This is a genomic window from Xanthomonas vasicola pv. musacearum NCPPB 4379 (assembly GCF_000277895.2).
GTDB lineage: Bacteria > Pseudomonadota > Gammaproteobacteria > Xanthomonadales > Xanthomonadaceae > Xanthomonas > Xanthomonas vasicola.
In genome coordinates, this window is record NZ_CP034655.1 from 4484645 (window position 1) to 4499330 (window position 14686).

A 14686-nucleotide genomic window follows, 5' to 3' on the forward strand; every position below is an offset into this window, starting at 1 on the left:
CAGGCAGGCTTCAGCGGCCACGCAGTAAATCCAGCTGAATTCAGCGATTTGTGCGCGCATGCCCAAATTTGCGCGGCCACAACTTGGCCTTGGGCATTGCCATGTACAGCGAAAGTGCTAGAACTAAGACCGTCCGACAACGCGCTGCATCGCCAGCGCGTTTCGGGTGCTCCAGGGCACCGGCCGCGGCCAGTGCAGCAAGTCGTTCGTACCAGCCATCCGTCAGGAGCTTGTCATGATCGCTTTGTTTCAGGGTTTAGGCCTGCTATTGCAGGACAACGCACTCCATCGGCTCCCCTTCGACGAGCAGGTCGCGCATTGGCGCGACAAGACCGACGAGCAGCTTGACAAGGAGCTCACGTTGCTCAAGGTGGCCAAGAAACAGTGGGTGATCGCCTCGATCATCGGCTGGCAGGCGATCTCGCTGGTGTTGCTGGGGGTGATCACGCATCAGCTCTGGCAGAACGACTACCACCTGACCTTCAGCCGCGTGGTGATCATCTTCACCTCGTGGGTGTCGATCCTGTTCGTGATGTGGTACATCGCCGACCTGTTCGATCACAGCGCCGGTTTCGAACGCTGGCTACGCGCCTTCAACAGCCGCGCGCGGGTAACGCCGGATGCCGATTCGGTTGAGTGCGTTGCCGATGCGCTGGACATGACGCGCCGCTACCCGGAAGTGCTGCGCTACAAGCAGGAGGTAAGCTCCAAGCGCGAACTGCGCCACGAAGACATCGTCAACATGCGCGAAATGGGCCGGCTACGCCGCTATACCGAACTGCTGCGCGACCTCGACCGTTTTGATGGGGCGCCACGGTTGGTGGTTAATTCCTAACCAGCGCCGATATGCCGCTGCAGTGAAACTGCTGACGCAACAACACTCCACCTGCAGCGGTTTTTCGCTGCAACCAAAAACGGCCGGTGCACAGTGCACCGGCCGTTTTGTTTTATTCCCAGCCGCTGCTGCCAGCCGGTTTACGGTAACTAACGCCGCCTAATAGAGCACCCGAACGTGCAAGCAATCACGCCTGCGCAACCGCCTTCTCCACCGACGGGGTGCGCCAGCCGCTGCGCACGCCCCAGATGTAGAACACCACGCCCACTGCGGCGACCACGGCCAGATCGGTGCCGTAGCTGAGATAGCCGTGGCCGCCGAAATCGCTGCTGCCAGCCCAGGACAGCAACGCGATCATCGGCAGGTAGCAGATCATCCAGGCAGCGCCCTTGAAGTTGCGGCGCAGGTCCGGCCAGCCTTGCTTGGCTTGGTAATAGCAGTACACCGGCAACGCCACGACCATCAGCAGGATGATCTCGCCGGTCAGCGGCCAGCGCGCCCAGTACAGCAGTTCGGTGGCCATCACGAAGGCCACGCCGGCCAACACCGGCAGCGCGGCGATGCGCAGCGGGCGGTGAAGTTCCGGCGCATGGCGGCGCAGCGCCATCGCGCTGATCGGGCCGGTGAGGTAGGAAATGATGGTGGCCACAGAGATCACCGCCGCCAGCGTGCCCCAGCCGCGGAAGAAGAACAGGAACACGAACGACACCGCCAGGTTGAAGAACATGGCCATGCGCGGCACGCCCCAGACCGGGTGCAGCTTGCCCAGCGCGGCCGGCATGGTGCCGTTCTTTTCCATGCCGTAGACCATGCGCGCGGTGGTGGCGGTATAGGTGATACCGGTGCCGCTGGGGCTCACGAACGCATCAATGTACAGCAGCATCGCCAGCCAATGCAGGTTGACGATGATGGCCAACTCGGCGAACGGCGAGCGGAAATCGATGCCGTGCCAGCCGGCCTTGGCGAGCAGATCCGGCGGCACGGCGCCGATATAGGCCACCTGCAGAATCACGTACACCACCGTGGCCAGCGCGATCGAACCCAGCACTGCGAACGGAATGCTGCGGCCGGGGTTGCGCGCTTCGCCGGCCAGATTCACCGGGCTCTGGAAGCCATTGAAGCTGAAGACGATGCCGGCAGTGGCCACCGCCGTGAGCACCGCGGCCAGGTCGAGCACGTGCGCATCGCCGTGGATGCCGACGCTGAAGTTTTCGGTGTGGAAGCCGCTGGCGATCAGCGCCACGCCGGTCGCGGCCGGCACCACCAGCTTGAACACCGTGATCAAGGTATTGGAGCGCGCGAACAGCTTGACGCTCCAGAAATTCAGGAAGAAATACACCAGCACCAGCAATGCCGAAATCAGCACGCCCGGCACCGACAACTCGCCTGCCCCACCAGGGGCCTGCACATACAAGCCTTGCGCCCAGGCCCACGGCCAGGAGGCCATGTATTGCACCGAGGCCTCGGCCTCGACCGGAATCACCGAGACGATGGCGATCCAGTTGGCCCAGCCGGCAATGAAGCCGACCAACGAGCCGTGCGAGTAATGGCTGTAGCGCACCATGCCGCCGGATTCGGGGAACATGGCACCCAGTTCGGCGTAGGACAGCGCGATGGTGGTGATGATCGCCGCGCCCAGTACCCAGGCCCAGACGGCACCGGGACCGGCCAGCCCGGCCGCGCGCCAGGCGCCGAACAACCAACCGGAGCCAATGATCGAGCCCAGGCCGGTAAGCATGAGGGCGAAGGGGCCAACGTCGCGGCGTAGCGAGTGTTCGGACATGAGAAGCCTGGCAGTGAGGCGCCGTGAACCGGCAACAAGCCGGTAATGATCGCAGAAGCGACCGCTTGTCGTCAGTGCCTATTCAGGCTTACTAGAGTTTCTGTCGGCTGGCCCTGCGCCGCCCGGCGCACCCGTACACGTCGCCCCGATGTTGCTTAGCCGTGGCAATCGGCCCGTGGTGCCGCGGTATCCACGCAGGTATGCGCTTGGCCGGAGACGCCGCGCAATTCGCGTACCTGCCCTGGCGTCAGCGCAAAACTGTCCAAGGTCTTGCGGGCGCAGGCGGGTGCGCTGGCGGTGTCGCCGGGGTTGCGGGTCGCGCACTGCTCCTGGTAGATCAGGTAGTAGCAATGGCCGGAATTGCTGGCCAGGCAATGCACGTTGGTCGTGGTAGCAGTGGTCAGCGTCTTGCTGAAGATCACATCGTGGCCATCGCTGGTGGCACGGGTGATCGAGGTGGTGCCATTGCGTTCGTGGCAGCCGGCCAGCGCGAGCAGGCAATACAGCAGGGAGGCGATCAGGCGCATGGGAAATCCTTTCATTGATGCGAACGGGGGAATCAGAGCGGCAGGCACCGCAACTGCGCAGACCCCAGATGGATGCGGACGCTGCGCGGAAATGGATGGGCCACTCACGCTTGCACTTCGGGGTTGCGCGTGCCGTCCGCACTTGCCTGACGACCGCCCGCAACGTCGTGCTCACCGCACTACATGCCGCGAAACAGGCTCATGAACGGCTGGCTGACCGTGAGCATTTCGCTGCGGCCGCGCAGCGCCAGCCGGCCCCTGCCGGTGTCGTCGCGTACGACCGAGGCCACTGCTTTCATGTTGACGATGGTCGAGCGGTGGATCTGTTTGAACACGTGCGGGTCCAGCACATCCAGCAGTTCGCGCAACGGCGTGCGCAATACCGCTTCGCCGGCGGCGGTCATCACCGTGGTGTATTTTTGATCGGCCTGGAAATACGCGACCTCTTCCAGCGCAATCAAGCGCGTCTCGCGGCCGCTGCTGGCGGTGAGCCAGGCCAGCGGCGGTGCAGCGCTGGTAGCAACCGGGCGTGCCGACAACTGCTGCAGCAGGGCCTCCAACAGCGCGCCATCCGGCTGACCGACAGCGGTGCGTTGTTGCACGCGCCGCCAGGTGGCCTGCAGGCGCTCGCGGCTGATGGGTTTGAGCAGGTAGTCAACTGCGCCGTGTTCGAACGCGTCGATGGCGTATTGGTCGTAGGCAGTGACGAACACCACCTGGCTGCGCGGGCTGACTTCGCGCATCGCACGTGCCACCTCGATGCCGGTGAGGCCGGGCATGCGGATATCCAGGAACACCACGTCCGGCTGCTGCGCGGCGATGGTCTCCAGCGCACTGGCACCGTCTTCGCAGTCGCCCACGATCTGCAGCTGCGGGCACACCTCGGCCAGCAACGTCAGCAGCGACTGCCGCAGCAATGCCTCGTCTTCGGCAACCACGGCGCGCAGCGCGCTCATGCCTGCACCTGTGGGGCGTGCGCGGCCGCGGTGGGTACCGGCGGCGGTGAGGGTGCAGCAACCAACTGCGCCGGCAGCGGCAGACTGATCGTGGCCGCCACGCCGCTGGGAAAGTTGGACACGATGGCAAAGCTCGCCTTGTCGGCATAGATCAACTTCAACCGCTCGCGCAGGTTCTTCAGGCCGATGCCGGTGCCCCGGCTGTGCGTGTTGAAGCCCTGGCCATCGTCGGCAACAGTGAGCGTGGCGTGGTCGTCATGGCGACGCGCCAGAATCCATACGGTGCCGCCGCCGGGCTTGGCTTCCAGCCCGTGCTTGATCGCGTTTTCCACCAGGGTCTGCAACATCATCGACGGCAGCGGCAGCGAACGCAGTTCGTAGGGCACTTCCACCTGCAAGGCGAGCCGCGTGCCCATGCGGATGCGCAGGATCTCAAGGTAGGCCTGGGTGCGTTCGAGTTCTTCGCCCAGGGTGGCGATGGCACCGTCGGCGCTGGGCAGCGAGCTGCGCAGGTACTGGATCAAATGGCCGATCATGATGTCGGCGCGCGGCGGGTCGGTGCGCGCCAGCACCTGTGCGCTGGCCAGCGTGTTGTAGAGAAAGTGCGGCTCGACCTGCGCATGCAGCAGATTCAGCCGCGCCACGGCCAGTTCCTTTTCCATCACCGATTGCTCGGCGGCGGCTTGCTCGTCGCGACGCTGCTCGCCGACCCGGCGCACTACCGCACGATTGATCGCTTCGGCGTTTTCGTAATTGCTGCCTTCGTCTACCGCAAACAGATCCACCCAGGCGCCAGCGTCGGGCTCGCACAACACAGTGACGCTGCTGGTGCCCTGCCCCGGCCCGATCGTCGCCAGGATCTGGTTGTGGGTGATGGCAAAGCGCGCGAACACATTCCAGCGCGACGGCTGGCGTCCCTCATACGGGTCGATGCGGCGCACCTTGGCGCGGATCAGCAGGCTGCCCGGCGCGCATTCGATGTCCTGCACACGCGGCAGCGCACGCACCGCCTCATCCATCACCGCAAAGCTCGCCTGCACATCCAATGGCACTTCGATCTGACGGCGCTGACGGGTGGACAAGGTAGTGTGATCCAGCCGATCGGCGATCAGGCGAACCCGCCGCACATGGGTGATCGAACTCATCAATGCCAGCGTCAGCAAGACCATGCAGGCCAAAGCGAAGATCGGGCCGATGGAGCCGAACAACTGCGCCCACATGATCCCTGCCACCACCAACGCGGCGGCCCAGGCGAACACGATACGCACGATCAGGAAGACGCTGGCGGACACGGATGGCAGCTCGTTGGGATGGGACGCGGCGAGCATAGCCGGCGCGCGCCACGACCGAAGCCCCGGGGGGACGAATGGCCGCCAACGCGGCATCAAGCGCCAGGATTGCGGTGCGAAACCGTGGCGCTGCGGCGCAGGCAGCGGAAGATGCGCGCGCTATGCTGGCGCTTGCCGGTACTGCGCACACAGCGTGCGGGGGCCGGCCGCGGTGGATCGTACGTGGCGCGAAGGCAATAGCGTGCGGTCACCCAGGCATGGCTCGCCGCAACGTGGCGAGCACACCTCACCCATCACAGCAGCTAAGGGAGTTGCATGCACCGTCGTCATTTTCTACGCAGCGCCGGTGTTGCGCTAGCGGCCGCTTCCACCGCGAGCTGGGCAGCAACCGACAAAGCGCTCGCCATTCCGCGCACCGCGCTGCCGGTGACGCCGCCGGGTGCTTCGCCTGCACCGTTCGCGGCGATGCCGCCATTGGCGCCGATGCGCGCTTCGGTCGATCGCATCATCGCCATCAACGGGTGCACGCGCCCGTTCCGTGCGCAGGGGCCGCGCATCGAAGCCGAGCGCATCGGCTGCAAGACCGTGGTGCACAACTACGGGCATGGCGGCAGCGGGTGGTCGCTATCCTGGGGCGCAGCCGAACAAGCGCTGCGGCTGGTGCGTGCGGCCGACCCCGCTGCGCGCGAGTTGGCGGTGATCGGCTGTGGTGCGATCGGCCTGACCACCGCCCTGGCGGCGCAGCGCGCCGGCTTGCGTGTGCGTATCTACGCGCGCGAACGTCTGCCGGATGTGCGCTCGTTCTACGCCACCGGCGTGTGGTCACCGGATTCGCGCGTGTGCACCAGCGAATACGCCACTGCCGATTTCAAGACACGCTGGGAAGAGATGGCGCGCACGTCGTTTCGCCGTTATCAAACCTTGCTGGGCCTGCCCGGCGAGCCGATCGAATGGCGCGATGGCTACGTGCTTTCGGATGTGCCGTTCGATCAACCTGTCGCTTCGGCCGAAGCGCATGAGCCGGACTATCCGCCGCTGGAGCGCGAACTGATCGATGATCTTGGGCCGGCCTCGCAACCGATGGCGGCCGGTAGTCATCCGTTTCCGGTGCCGTTCGTGCGCCGCTACAGCCAGCTCACTTTCAACCTCAGCGCGTATGCGCGGCTGTTGATGGAGGACTTTCTGCAGGCAGGCGGCGAGCTCTACACGCGCGAGTTTGCGCACCCGCGCCAATTCGGCGACCTGCGCGAGAAGATTCTGATCAACGCCACCGGTTACGGTGCGCGCGCCTTGCTGGGCGATGAGAGTGTGATTCCGGTGCGCGGACAGACAGCGCGCCTGATTCCGCAACCGGAAGTCACCTATGGGCTGGTCTGGCGCGGCCACAATCTCAACGTGGTGCCGCGGCGCGACGGCCTGCTGGTGCAAGCGCAAGGCGCACACGACTTCAATAATGCCGACGGCACGCCGGATCGCGCAGCATCGGAAGCGGCGGTGCGCGAGCTGGCGAAGCTGTTCGCCACAAGTTGAGCGGTGTGCACGCGTTGATGGCCTGCGTGCGGATTGCAGAAGGCTGTGATTGCTTGCCGTGATGTGCAGTGGCGTCTGCCAGACGCGACCTCTTCAGATGCTCAGGCCGGGCCGACCACTGCGCCTGCGCTGATCGTCGGAACATCGATACACCTAAGCGCAGCTATAACACCTGTGCACGGCGCAAGCGAACCGCAGTGCACGCGGAGTACATGCTGCACTGCGCACCAGCCGCACCCGCCCGGCGGTGCGTGCATTCGTTCTGTTAGCGCTCTAAATGGCGCGCTGCATCGCCACGCTAATGATCTTCCAGCGACGCCTGCAATGCACTGGCTAGTGCGGCATCGCCGCTGACCAGTGCTTCCCAGCGCAAGGTCACGCCTTTGCGCTTGCCCTTCTCGACCAACTTCAAACCTTGCGGATCGATGATCAAGGTGTATGCCTGCTCGCCGATCTGCAGTTCGCGACGTAACGGTTTGTCCAGCGGCGTCATCGCACGAGTCTCCCAGAAAGTTCGATCACTGTTGTAACCCATCGGCGGGGACCGTTGCAGGACGTGCAGCGATGCGCAAGCAACAACACCGCGGTCATACAGCCGCGATCGCTGTTGTCGGCGAACGCGCCGCCTTGCCTTCAATGCAAACGCAGCGAGTGCGGCCTGCGCTACGGCACAGGTCGCCATCGCATTGGGATCACCGTTTCCACCAATCCTGCTAACACTCGCAGGGCTAGCATAGCGACCACGCGGTACTGCCTGGAGATTCAAGCGACGACGGCGGTGCATTTCGGACAAGGTCAGGTGATGTGCTCGCACTACTGCTCTGCAGCGGAGTGATACGCGTCTTGGCGTTTGCGAAGTCATCGTCGGTGTGTAACGGCACGCTTGTGTCACGCGAACGCATCAAGGCCTCGCCATCAACATGGCGGACCGCAGCAACCCACCTCTGACCACCCCAAAGGAGCCACACATGGCGATTAAGACTGTCGAAGAACTCTTCATCCACGAACTGTCGGACATCTACAGCGCCGAGAAGCAGCTGACCAAGTCACTGCCACGTCTCGCGCGTGCGGCCACCGAGCCGAAACTGAAGCAGGCCTTCGAAACTCACCTGGAAGAAACCCAGGGCCAGATCGAACGGATCGACCAGGTTGTCGACGTGCTGGGCATCAAGCTCAAGCGCATCAAGTGCGCGGCGATGGAAGGCCTGGTGGAGGAAAGCCGCGAGGTTATCGACGAAATCGAAGCCGGCCCGGTGCGCGATGCCGCACTGATTGGTGGTGCACAGAAGGTGGAGCATTACGAAATTGCCTCGTACGGCACCATCGCTGCGATGGCCAAACAACTCGGTTATGCCGATGCATTACCGCTGCTGCTGGCCACGCTGGAAGAAGAAAAAGCGACCGACGAAAAGCTGACCCTGCTCGCCGAGCAAGGCGGCAACGAAAAAGCATCCAAGGCCAGCAAGGCGGCCTGAGTTACCGCGCAGGGCGGCCCGCCGCCCTGCGTTGCTTGCAAATCTCTGCGGGCAATCCCCCGAAAGCCAATGCCCCACGTTTCTGCCCGCTCCCTGAGTGGTCGTAGTTGCCGGGCGCCAGCCATGGAGCACCACCCATGTTCATGCATAACAAGCGTTTGATGTACACCGTCCGCGTTGCCCAGCCCAATCCGGACCTGGCCACGTTGATGCTGGAACAGTTCGGCGGACCCCAGGGCGAACTTGCCGCTGCAATGCGTTATTTCACTCAAGCATTAGGTGAAGACGATCCGGGTCGTAAGGATTTGCTGTTCGACGTTGCCACCGAAGAGATCAGCCATCTGGAAATCATCGGCTCGATCATCGCCATGCTCAACAAGGGTCCCAAGGCAGTGCTCTCCGAGGGCATGGAAGAAGCCATGGAGATGCGCAACATGACCCAGAACAGCACCAGCCACACCCAGCAGATTTTGTATGGCGGTGGTCCGGCGCTGGTGAATTCCAGCGGCGTGCCGTGGACGGCTGCGTATGTCGACAGCATCGGCTGCCCCACCGCCGACATGCGCTCCAACATCGCTGCCGAAGCGCGTGCCAAGCTGGTCTATGAGCGCTTGATCAACGTCACCGACGATCCGGGCATCGTGGATGCATTGCGCTTCCTGATGACGCGCGAAGTGGCGCATCAGAAGTCGTTCGAAAAGGCCTTGTATTCGATCGAGCCAAACTTCCCGCCGGGCAAGCTGCCAGGCGACCCGCGCTTCACCGACAAGTACTACAACACCTCGCAGGGCGAAGGCGACATGGTCGGCCCGTGGAACGCCGGCGAGCAGTGGGAAGTGGTAGCAGACCGTGAGTTACAGGCCGCAGTGGATGGGGGCGATGGTTCGGCCACGGTGGCACTGGATGCCACCCAGACTGCGGCACTGGATGCCATGTCCGAGCGCCTGCTCTCCAATCCCGAGCTGGATCGCGTGACCGGCGCAGACCTGGGTGCAGGCCCGGGTGCTGGCTCTACCACCGGCGATATCCAGCGCTAGGAGTAGCCAACAACACTACTGCGCAGCCGCGCGTCGTTTTGTTAACCGTTCTGAACCCGATGGGTGTCCTCGCACCTATCCCCAGCCCGGGGCGAGCACGCTCCGGGGTTTTTTATTGCTTTGCACAGGAGTTGGTATGAACGACAAATCCAGACTCGACACGCACGACGAACGTCAATCCGCTTATCGCGGCAACGGCAGCGACGCGTCCGTCGATGGCCAAGGCCGCAACGACCCATCGGCTGTACAGACCGGCGACGCACAGCCACCGCGCGACGGCACGCCGGAAGCGTTCAATCAACGCGGTCATGGCCATGGCGGTAGCTTGGGTGAAGGCGAGCCCGACGGCCACCCGGAGCGCGATGGCAGCACGCAGCCCAACTTTGGCCAGAGTGGTACGTACGGCAAGCAGCAGCACATCGAAGCGCAGCAACGCGCTCTGGATGACAACACTGATGAAACAGAAAATCACTAGGCACGGGCACGATCACGTGCCTTGTGTCTGCGAGCTAAGCTTGCTTGTGCGTGATGCTGCTGGCCATCACCTAGCAATCAAAATCAAGCGACATCGCTGAAACGACAAAGGGGCCTATGGGCCCCTTCTCCTTGTTGCATAGCAAGCGTGCTCAGGCGCGCGCGACCCGCGCTGAGGGCGCTTCGTTTGCCCACTCCGGTCGTACGCCTGCAGCCGCAGCGCAGCGCTCCAGTCGCCAAGGCGTGAGATGGCGCATCGCTTCGGCGCCGCCCATGTGTAGCCACTTGCTCAGATCGGCATCAATACACAGCGGCCGATGTGTGGGCATGCTCGCCGACGAGGCGACCAGCAGTGAAAACCCCATCTGCAAGCGTCCGCCGATATCCATTACGTTGCGCAGCCCAGCTGCATACACTGCGCTGCCGTCCTGGCTCAACCATGTGGCAGCAGTGGTGCCGTCCGCTGATGCGGTACAGACAAAGCCGCACAGCGGAATCGCGCAGCGCTGGGTTTCCCAGATGGCCAAGTCCACGCCACCTAGCCAACTCGGTTCCTGCAGATGGATCGAGCGCTGCTGCCCCGGTGCGCGCCGACCGAACGTGGCGCGCTCCTCGCGTTTGCCACCACGGTCGGCGACGAAAATATCGGCATCGGCACCTACGCCGACCTCGACCCATGCATTGCTCGCCACGCGGGCGGACAACTGAAGAATGCGCGTAATCATGATTACTCCACTGTGTGCATCTCAATGACTCCAATGGTTACGCACAATACGCGCCAAGTTTTTGACTTTTGTAAAGGGTGGCGCTGCAAGCATTTCACGCGGCGTCAGTTGTGGCGCAGGCATTGGGAGCGCCGATTAGGTCGCAGGATCTGCACCGTCGCGCAGTATTTTCCGTGAGCTGCGCGTGTGCAGTGCCGTGCAGCCTATGCACATGCAGCAGAGGCTGCTGCAATACGCAAACGCTGCATCGTTCACGTGTTTCAGGCGGCGCTACGCTGCTCGATGTTTTGCTTTGATAGTCGCGTACGCCTTCATCGCGCAAAGCGGTTTGCATCCTCTCGATCATGTGCATCGCAACAGTGCCGCAACGCACTCATGCATCCGCGCCGTTGCTTCAGCACATCGCGCGCACGCCGCTCACTCAACGTCATGCGCGCTGATTCAACCGTTTACCGGATTGAGCGGCAGCTGGATCTCGCATTCCAGCCGCGTGTCGCTGAGCTCGTAACGCGTCTGCGCGCCGTGGCTGTATGGCAAGGCTTTTTCGATCAGGCGACGGCCGAAGCCGCTGGCTTCGTCGCGGTCGTTGCGCAGCTGCTGGCTGGCACCTTCTTCGATCCACAACAACACCAGCCGCGCCGGTGTGTCGCTGCCGGACACTACCTCCCAACGGATCGACAAGGTGCCGGTGTCCACCGCCAATGCGCCATGCTTGAGTGCATTGGTGGCCAGTTCATGCAGCGCCAATGCCAACGTCTGCACAGTAGACTTGCGCAGCGCCACGTTCGGGCCTTCCACCACAATACGTTCTTGGTCCGGCTCTGCTCCCAGCGCGTCCAGTTCCATGCGCAGCAATGCACCGATGGTGGTGGGCATGTTGTCCGATTGCGACAGCAGCCCTTGCACGCGCGACAACGCCGCGAGCCTGTCGTCGAACTTGACCGCGAACTCGGACATGTTCTGGCTGGTCTGCACGGTCTGCTTGGCCACCGATTGCACCACGGTGATCAGATTGCGCGTGCGGTGCTGCAGCTCAGCCACCAGCACGCCCTGTTCTTCCTGCAGGCGGCGCAGGTTGTCCGATTCGGTGGAGGTGCCCAACCACTCCAGCACCTGGCCGCGTTCATCGCGCACCGCTGCGCTGCGTGTATGAAACCAGCGGTAGCCATGTTCAGCCGTATTGAACAGGCGATGTTCGATATCCAAACCGGCACTGGAACCACTCTCCAGCCATGCGTTCATGGTCAATGCGCGATCGTCCGGATGCACCGCCTGCAACCAGCCCAGTTCCAGACTCTCAGCATCGCTTTGGCCGGTGTAGCTGGACCATTGCGGGCTGGACCAGGTCCAGCGGCCGCCATCGAGCGAGCGCCACACCAGCTGCGGGATACCTTCCATCAAGGTGCGCAGGCGTTGCTCGCTGCTGCGTAGCGCACGCTCGGCGCGCGTGAGCGGGGTGACGTCCATGAAGGTCAGCACCGCACCACCGATGAAATTGTCCACGGTGCGATACGGCAGTACGCGCACCATGTAGCGCGCATGCGTGGTGGGGTTTTCGACCTCGCGATTGAGCACGGCCAGGGTGCGAATCACCCGGCGCGCATCGTCTTGCAGTTCGTCGTAATCCACATGCAGCTTGATATGGCTGATCGGGCGCTGGATGTCGCTTTCCACCAGCGGCAGGATGTCGGTAACGGCCGGGGTGAAGTTGGTGACGCGCAATTCGTTGTCGAGGAAGATGGTGGCGATCTGGGTGCTTTCCAGCAGGTTTTTCAAATCGCTATTGGCATGCGCCAACTCCTGCACGCGATGGGCCAGTTCGCCGTTGACGGTGGTCACTTCCTCGTTGACCGATTGCAGCTCTTCCTTGGAGGTTTCCAGCTCTTCATTGGCGCTCTGCAGTTCTTCGTTGAGCGACTGGTATTCTTCGTTGGAGGACTTGAGCTCTTCGTTGGTGCTTTCCAACTCTTCGATCATCGATTGCAGGCGATCGCGGGTGATGCGCAGTTCGTTTTCCAGCACTTGCACATGACCATCGTCGTGCACGCTGTCGTGTGGCGCGGGCAGCTCCACCGGTTCGCGCGCTTCTACTTCCTGGAACAGCACTACGTAGCCGCGCGGCACCTCAGAGTCGGCGGTCGGCTCGACGAACAGGTTCACCGCCCAGGTCGCCGCATCTTCGTGCACCTGGATGCCCTTGACGTGCACCGGTGAGCGGTCGCGTTCGGCGCGGCTGAGCGCGCTGCGCAAGTCCAGGCGCAAATCGCGATGGATCAGGTTGAGCAGGTTGAGGCTGGGGGTACCGCCGCCAGGGCGGATGAAGCGCCCCGCATGCGACGAGAAATGCAGCACCTCGAATTGCTCGTCCAGCACCGCATACGCTGGCGCGTAACGGTCGGCGATGCGCTCGCCAACGCGCACCAATGCGCTGCTGGGGCTACGCTGGCGTATCGGTGAGGCAGTCGCCCTTCCAGCAACCACAAGTTGCATGATCGGAAAGGTCGCGTGCACGTTGCTGTCGGCATCAATGCGTTGGAAGACCCGAAAGCTTCGCTCAACCGGGGTGAACAATTGCGCGTGCCGCGAGACGTTTTCCGCATTGCCCAGGAACAGATAACCGCCCGGACGGATGGCGAAATGAAAGATCGGGATCACCCGATTCTGCAATTCGGCATCCAGATAAATCAGCAGATTGCGGCACGACACCAGATCCAGCCGCGAAAACGGCGGGTCCTTGACGATGCTGTGCTGGGTAAACACGCACAGCTCGCGCAGCTCCTTGCTCACCACATAGGTGTCGCCTTCCTTGACGAACCAGCGCCGCAAGCGCTCTGGCGCAACTTCACCGACGATGCTGGATGCATAGCGCCCCACCCGCGCAGTGGCCAGTGCACGCCCGTCGATATCGCTGGCGAAGATCTGGATGCGTGGCGCGGTGTCCAGGGTTTCGGCGTGTTCGCGCAGCAGCATCGCCAGCGAATAGGCCTCTTCGCCCGTGGAGCAGCCCAGCACCCAGATGCGCAGGCTGTCGCCGGTGTGTTTGCCCTGGAACAGCCGCGGAATCACCTGTTGCTCGAGGAATTCGAACTCGCGGCGGTCGCGAAAGAACTTGGTCACGCCGATCAGCAGGTCGTTGAACAGCTGCAACGGCTCGTCGAAACGATTGCGCAATACTTCCAGATACTGCTCCAGCATTCCCACTTGCGCCACCTGCATGCGCCGTTGCACGCGGCGCAGAAAGGTGGCGCGCTTGTAGCCATGAAAATCGTGGCCGGTGGCGTTGCGCAGGATGGCGGCGATCTGGCTGAGCTTGTCGCTCTCGTTGCCATTGCGCACCCCCTTTGGCTCCGGATGACCGAAGCCATGATGGCGTTGCATGTGCGCGGCGATACGCGCAGCCACTTGTGGCAGCGGCAGGATGTCGTCGGTGATGGCGGCCGGGTTGCTGGCGCTGCGCAGGTCCAGCCCGTGCAGTGCGGCATCGTCCACGGCCAGCGCCAGACCGCCGCACTCGCGGATCGCCGCGGTCCCCAGCGTGCCGTCGCCATCGAAGCGTCCCATGATCAGGCCGATCACATTGCCGTCCTGGTCGTGTGCCATCGAGACGAAGAAGCTGTCGATCAGCCCGTGGTCGCTCTCGCCCCCCGGCAAGGCGCGCAGACGGATGCGCCCTTCTTCCAACGTAACGACCGTATCGGCCGGCGGCAGATAGAAGCGCCCCGGTTGCAGCCGGTCACCATCATTGGGCACCGAGAGCAGGGTGGCCTGCCTGCCAAGCAGTTCGCGCAAACGCGCCTGGTCCAATAATTGTCGGTCGCGCAGCAGCAGCATGATGGCCAGATTCGAAGCGCCGGCAACCGCATCGAGCAATTCTGCAAGGCGATCCGCGTCCATGCCGGCGGCGCCCACGCCAAGCACGAATAAGGGCGGCTGCGTGTTCGCATCCGTGGCGATGTCGTTGGTGGAAGTTTCGTCGTCGGTCATGGTGGGACTATCGTCGCAGCGCTGGGTTCAAGCGCAATCGGTGATGATCGCGCAAAGCACTGCGCACTGTC

At 63.2% G+C, this 14686-nt stretch carries 12 protein-coding genes; 5 read left to right on the forward strand and 7 right to left on the reverse strand.

Translation table 11 applies throughout. The features are described 5' to 3' along the window. Positions 1-166: 166 nt before the first annotated feature. On the forward strand, positions 167-835 hold the full coding sequence (locus KWO_RS20655) for a hypothetical protein (protein ID WP_017112839.1): 669 nt from the start codon (positions 167-169) through the stop codon (positions 833-835). Positions 836-1022: 187 nt separating this feature from the next. Here the strand turns inward: KWO_RS20655 and KWO_RS20660 are convergent, their stop codons facing one another. From KWO_RS20660 to KWO_RS20675, 4 genes are all read right to left on the reverse strand, one after another. After that, the gene (locus KWO_RS20660; protein WP_017112840.1) at positions 1023-2618 is read right to left on the reverse strand and encodes an APC family permease; all 1596 of its coding nucleotides are present in this window, start codon (positions 2616-2618) and stop codon (positions 1023-1025) included. 155 nt (positions 2619-2773) lie between these two features. Then, on the reverse strand, positions 2774-3145 hold the full coding sequence (locus tag KWO_RS20665) for a hypothetical protein (RefSeq protein ID WP_010379745.1): 372 nt from the start codon (positions 3143-3145) through the stop codon (positions 2774-2776). A gap of 179 nt (positions 3146-3324) precedes the next feature. Beyond that, positions 3325-4101, reverse strand: a complete 777-nt coding sequence (locus tag KWO_RS20670; protein WP_010365419.1) for a LytR/AlgR family response regulator transcription factor — start codon at positions 4099-4101, stop codon at positions 3325-3327. Further along, the gene (locus KWO_RS20675; protein ID WP_026112424.1) at positions 4098-5393 is read right to left on the reverse strand and encodes a sensor histidine kinase; all 1296 of its coding nucleotides are present in this window, start codon (positions 5391-5393) and stop codon (positions 4098-4100) included. Before KWO_RS20675 ends, KWO_RS20670 begins: the two co-directional genes overlap by 4 nt. Positions 5394-5705: 312 nt before the next feature. Between KWO_RS20675 and KWO_RS20680 the strand changes: the two genes are divergently transcribed. Then, positions 5706-6920 (forward strand): FAD-dependent oxidoreductase, encoded by a 1215-nt coding sequence (locus tag KWO_RS20680; protein ID WP_010379743.1) that lies wholly within the window; start codon positions 5706-5708, stop codon positions 6918-6920. A 298-nt stretch (positions 6921-7218) separates the two neighbouring features. Here the strand turns inward: KWO_RS20680 and KWO_RS20690 are convergent, their stop codons facing one another. Continuing rightward, positions 7219-7413 (reverse strand): hypothetical protein, encoded by a 195-nt coding sequence (locus tag KWO_RS20690; RefSeq protein WP_010379742.1) that lies wholly within the window; start codon positions 7411-7413, stop codon positions 7219-7221. Between the two features lie 475 nt (positions 7414-7888). Between KWO_RS20690 and KWO_RS20700 the strand changes: the two genes are divergently transcribed. From KWO_RS20700 to KWO_RS20710, 3 genes are all read left to right on the forward strand, one after another. Then, positions 7889-8395, forward strand: a complete 507-nt coding sequence (locus tag KWO_RS20700) for a YciE/YciF ferroxidase family protein (protein WP_010365408.1) — start codon at positions 7889-7891, stop codon at positions 8393-8395. Between the two features lie 137 nt (positions 8396-8532). Continuing rightward, positions 8533-9432 (forward strand): manganese catalase family protein, encoded by a 900-nt coding sequence (locus KWO_RS20705; RefSeq protein WP_010365405.1) that lies wholly within the window; start codon positions 8533-8535, stop codon positions 9430-9432. A gap of 136 nt (positions 9433-9568) precedes the next feature. Next, complete coding sequence (locus KWO_RS20710) at positions 9569-9907, forward strand: hypothetical protein (RefSeq protein ID WP_010365402.1); 339 nt, start codon at positions 9569-9571, stop codon at positions 9905-9907. A 151-nt stretch (positions 9908-10058) separates the two neighbouring features. Here the strand turns inward: KWO_RS20710 and KWO_RS20715 are convergent, their stop codons facing one another. After that, positions 10059-10631, reverse strand: a complete 573-nt coding sequence (locus KWO_RS20715) for a hypothetical protein (RefSeq protein WP_010365400.1) — start codon at positions 10629-10631, stop codon at positions 10059-10061. A gap of 441 nt (positions 10632-11072) precedes the next feature. Beyond that, positions 11073-14615 carry a CheR family methyltransferase gene (locus KWO_RS20720; protein ID WP_010365398.1) on the reverse strand — a complete coding sequence of 1181 codons (3543 nt, stop codon included), beginning with the start codon at positions 14613-14615 and terminating at the stop codon, positions 11073-11075. Positions 14616-14686: the final 71 nt, after the last annotated feature.

What these genes read in the sequence shown, in the direction of transcription:
- KWO_RS20690 (WP_010379742.1), bottom strand. Translation starts at nt 7,413, where the DNA reads ATGACGCCGCTGGACAAACCGTTACGTCGCGAACTGCAGATCGGCGAG.
- KWO_RS20665 (WP_010379745.1), bottom strand. Translation starts at nt 3,145, where the DNA reads ATGCGCCTGATCGCCTCCCTGCTGTATTGCCTGCTCGCGCTGGCCGGC.
- KWO_RS20670 (WP_010365419.1), bottom strand. Translation starts at nt 4,101, where the DNA reads ATGAGCGCGCTGCGCGCCGTGGTTGCCGAAGACGAGGCATTGCTGCGG.
- KWO_RS20680 (WP_010379743.1), top strand. Translation starts at nt 5,706, where the DNA reads ATGCACCGTCGTCATTTTCTACGCAGCGCCGGTGTTGCGCTAGCGGCC.
- KWO_RS20700 (WP_010365408.1), top strand. Translation starts at nt 7,889, where the DNA reads ATGGCGATTAAGACTGTCGAAGAACTCTTCATCCACGAACTGTCGGAC.
- KWO_RS20705 (WP_010365405.1), top strand. Translation starts at nt 8,533, where the DNA reads ATGTTCATGCATAACAAGCGTTTGATGTACACCGTCCGCGTTGCCCAG.
- KWO_RS20660 (WP_017112840.1), bottom strand. Translation starts at nt 2,618, where the DNA reads ATGTCCGAACACTCGCTACGCCGCGACGTTGGCCCCTTCGCCCTCATG.
- KWO_RS20720 (WP_010365398.1), bottom strand. Translation starts at nt 14,615, where the DNA reads ATGACCGACGACGAAACTTCCACCAACGACATCGCCACGGATGCGAAC.
- KWO_RS20715 (WP_010365400.1), bottom strand. Translation starts at nt 10,631, where the DNA reads ATGATTACGCGCATTCTTCAGTTGTCCGCCCGCGTGGCGAGCAATGCA.
- KWO_RS20710 (WP_010365402.1), top strand. Translation starts at nt 9,569, where the DNA reads ATGAACGACAAATCCAGACTCGACACGCACGACGAACGTCAATCCGCT.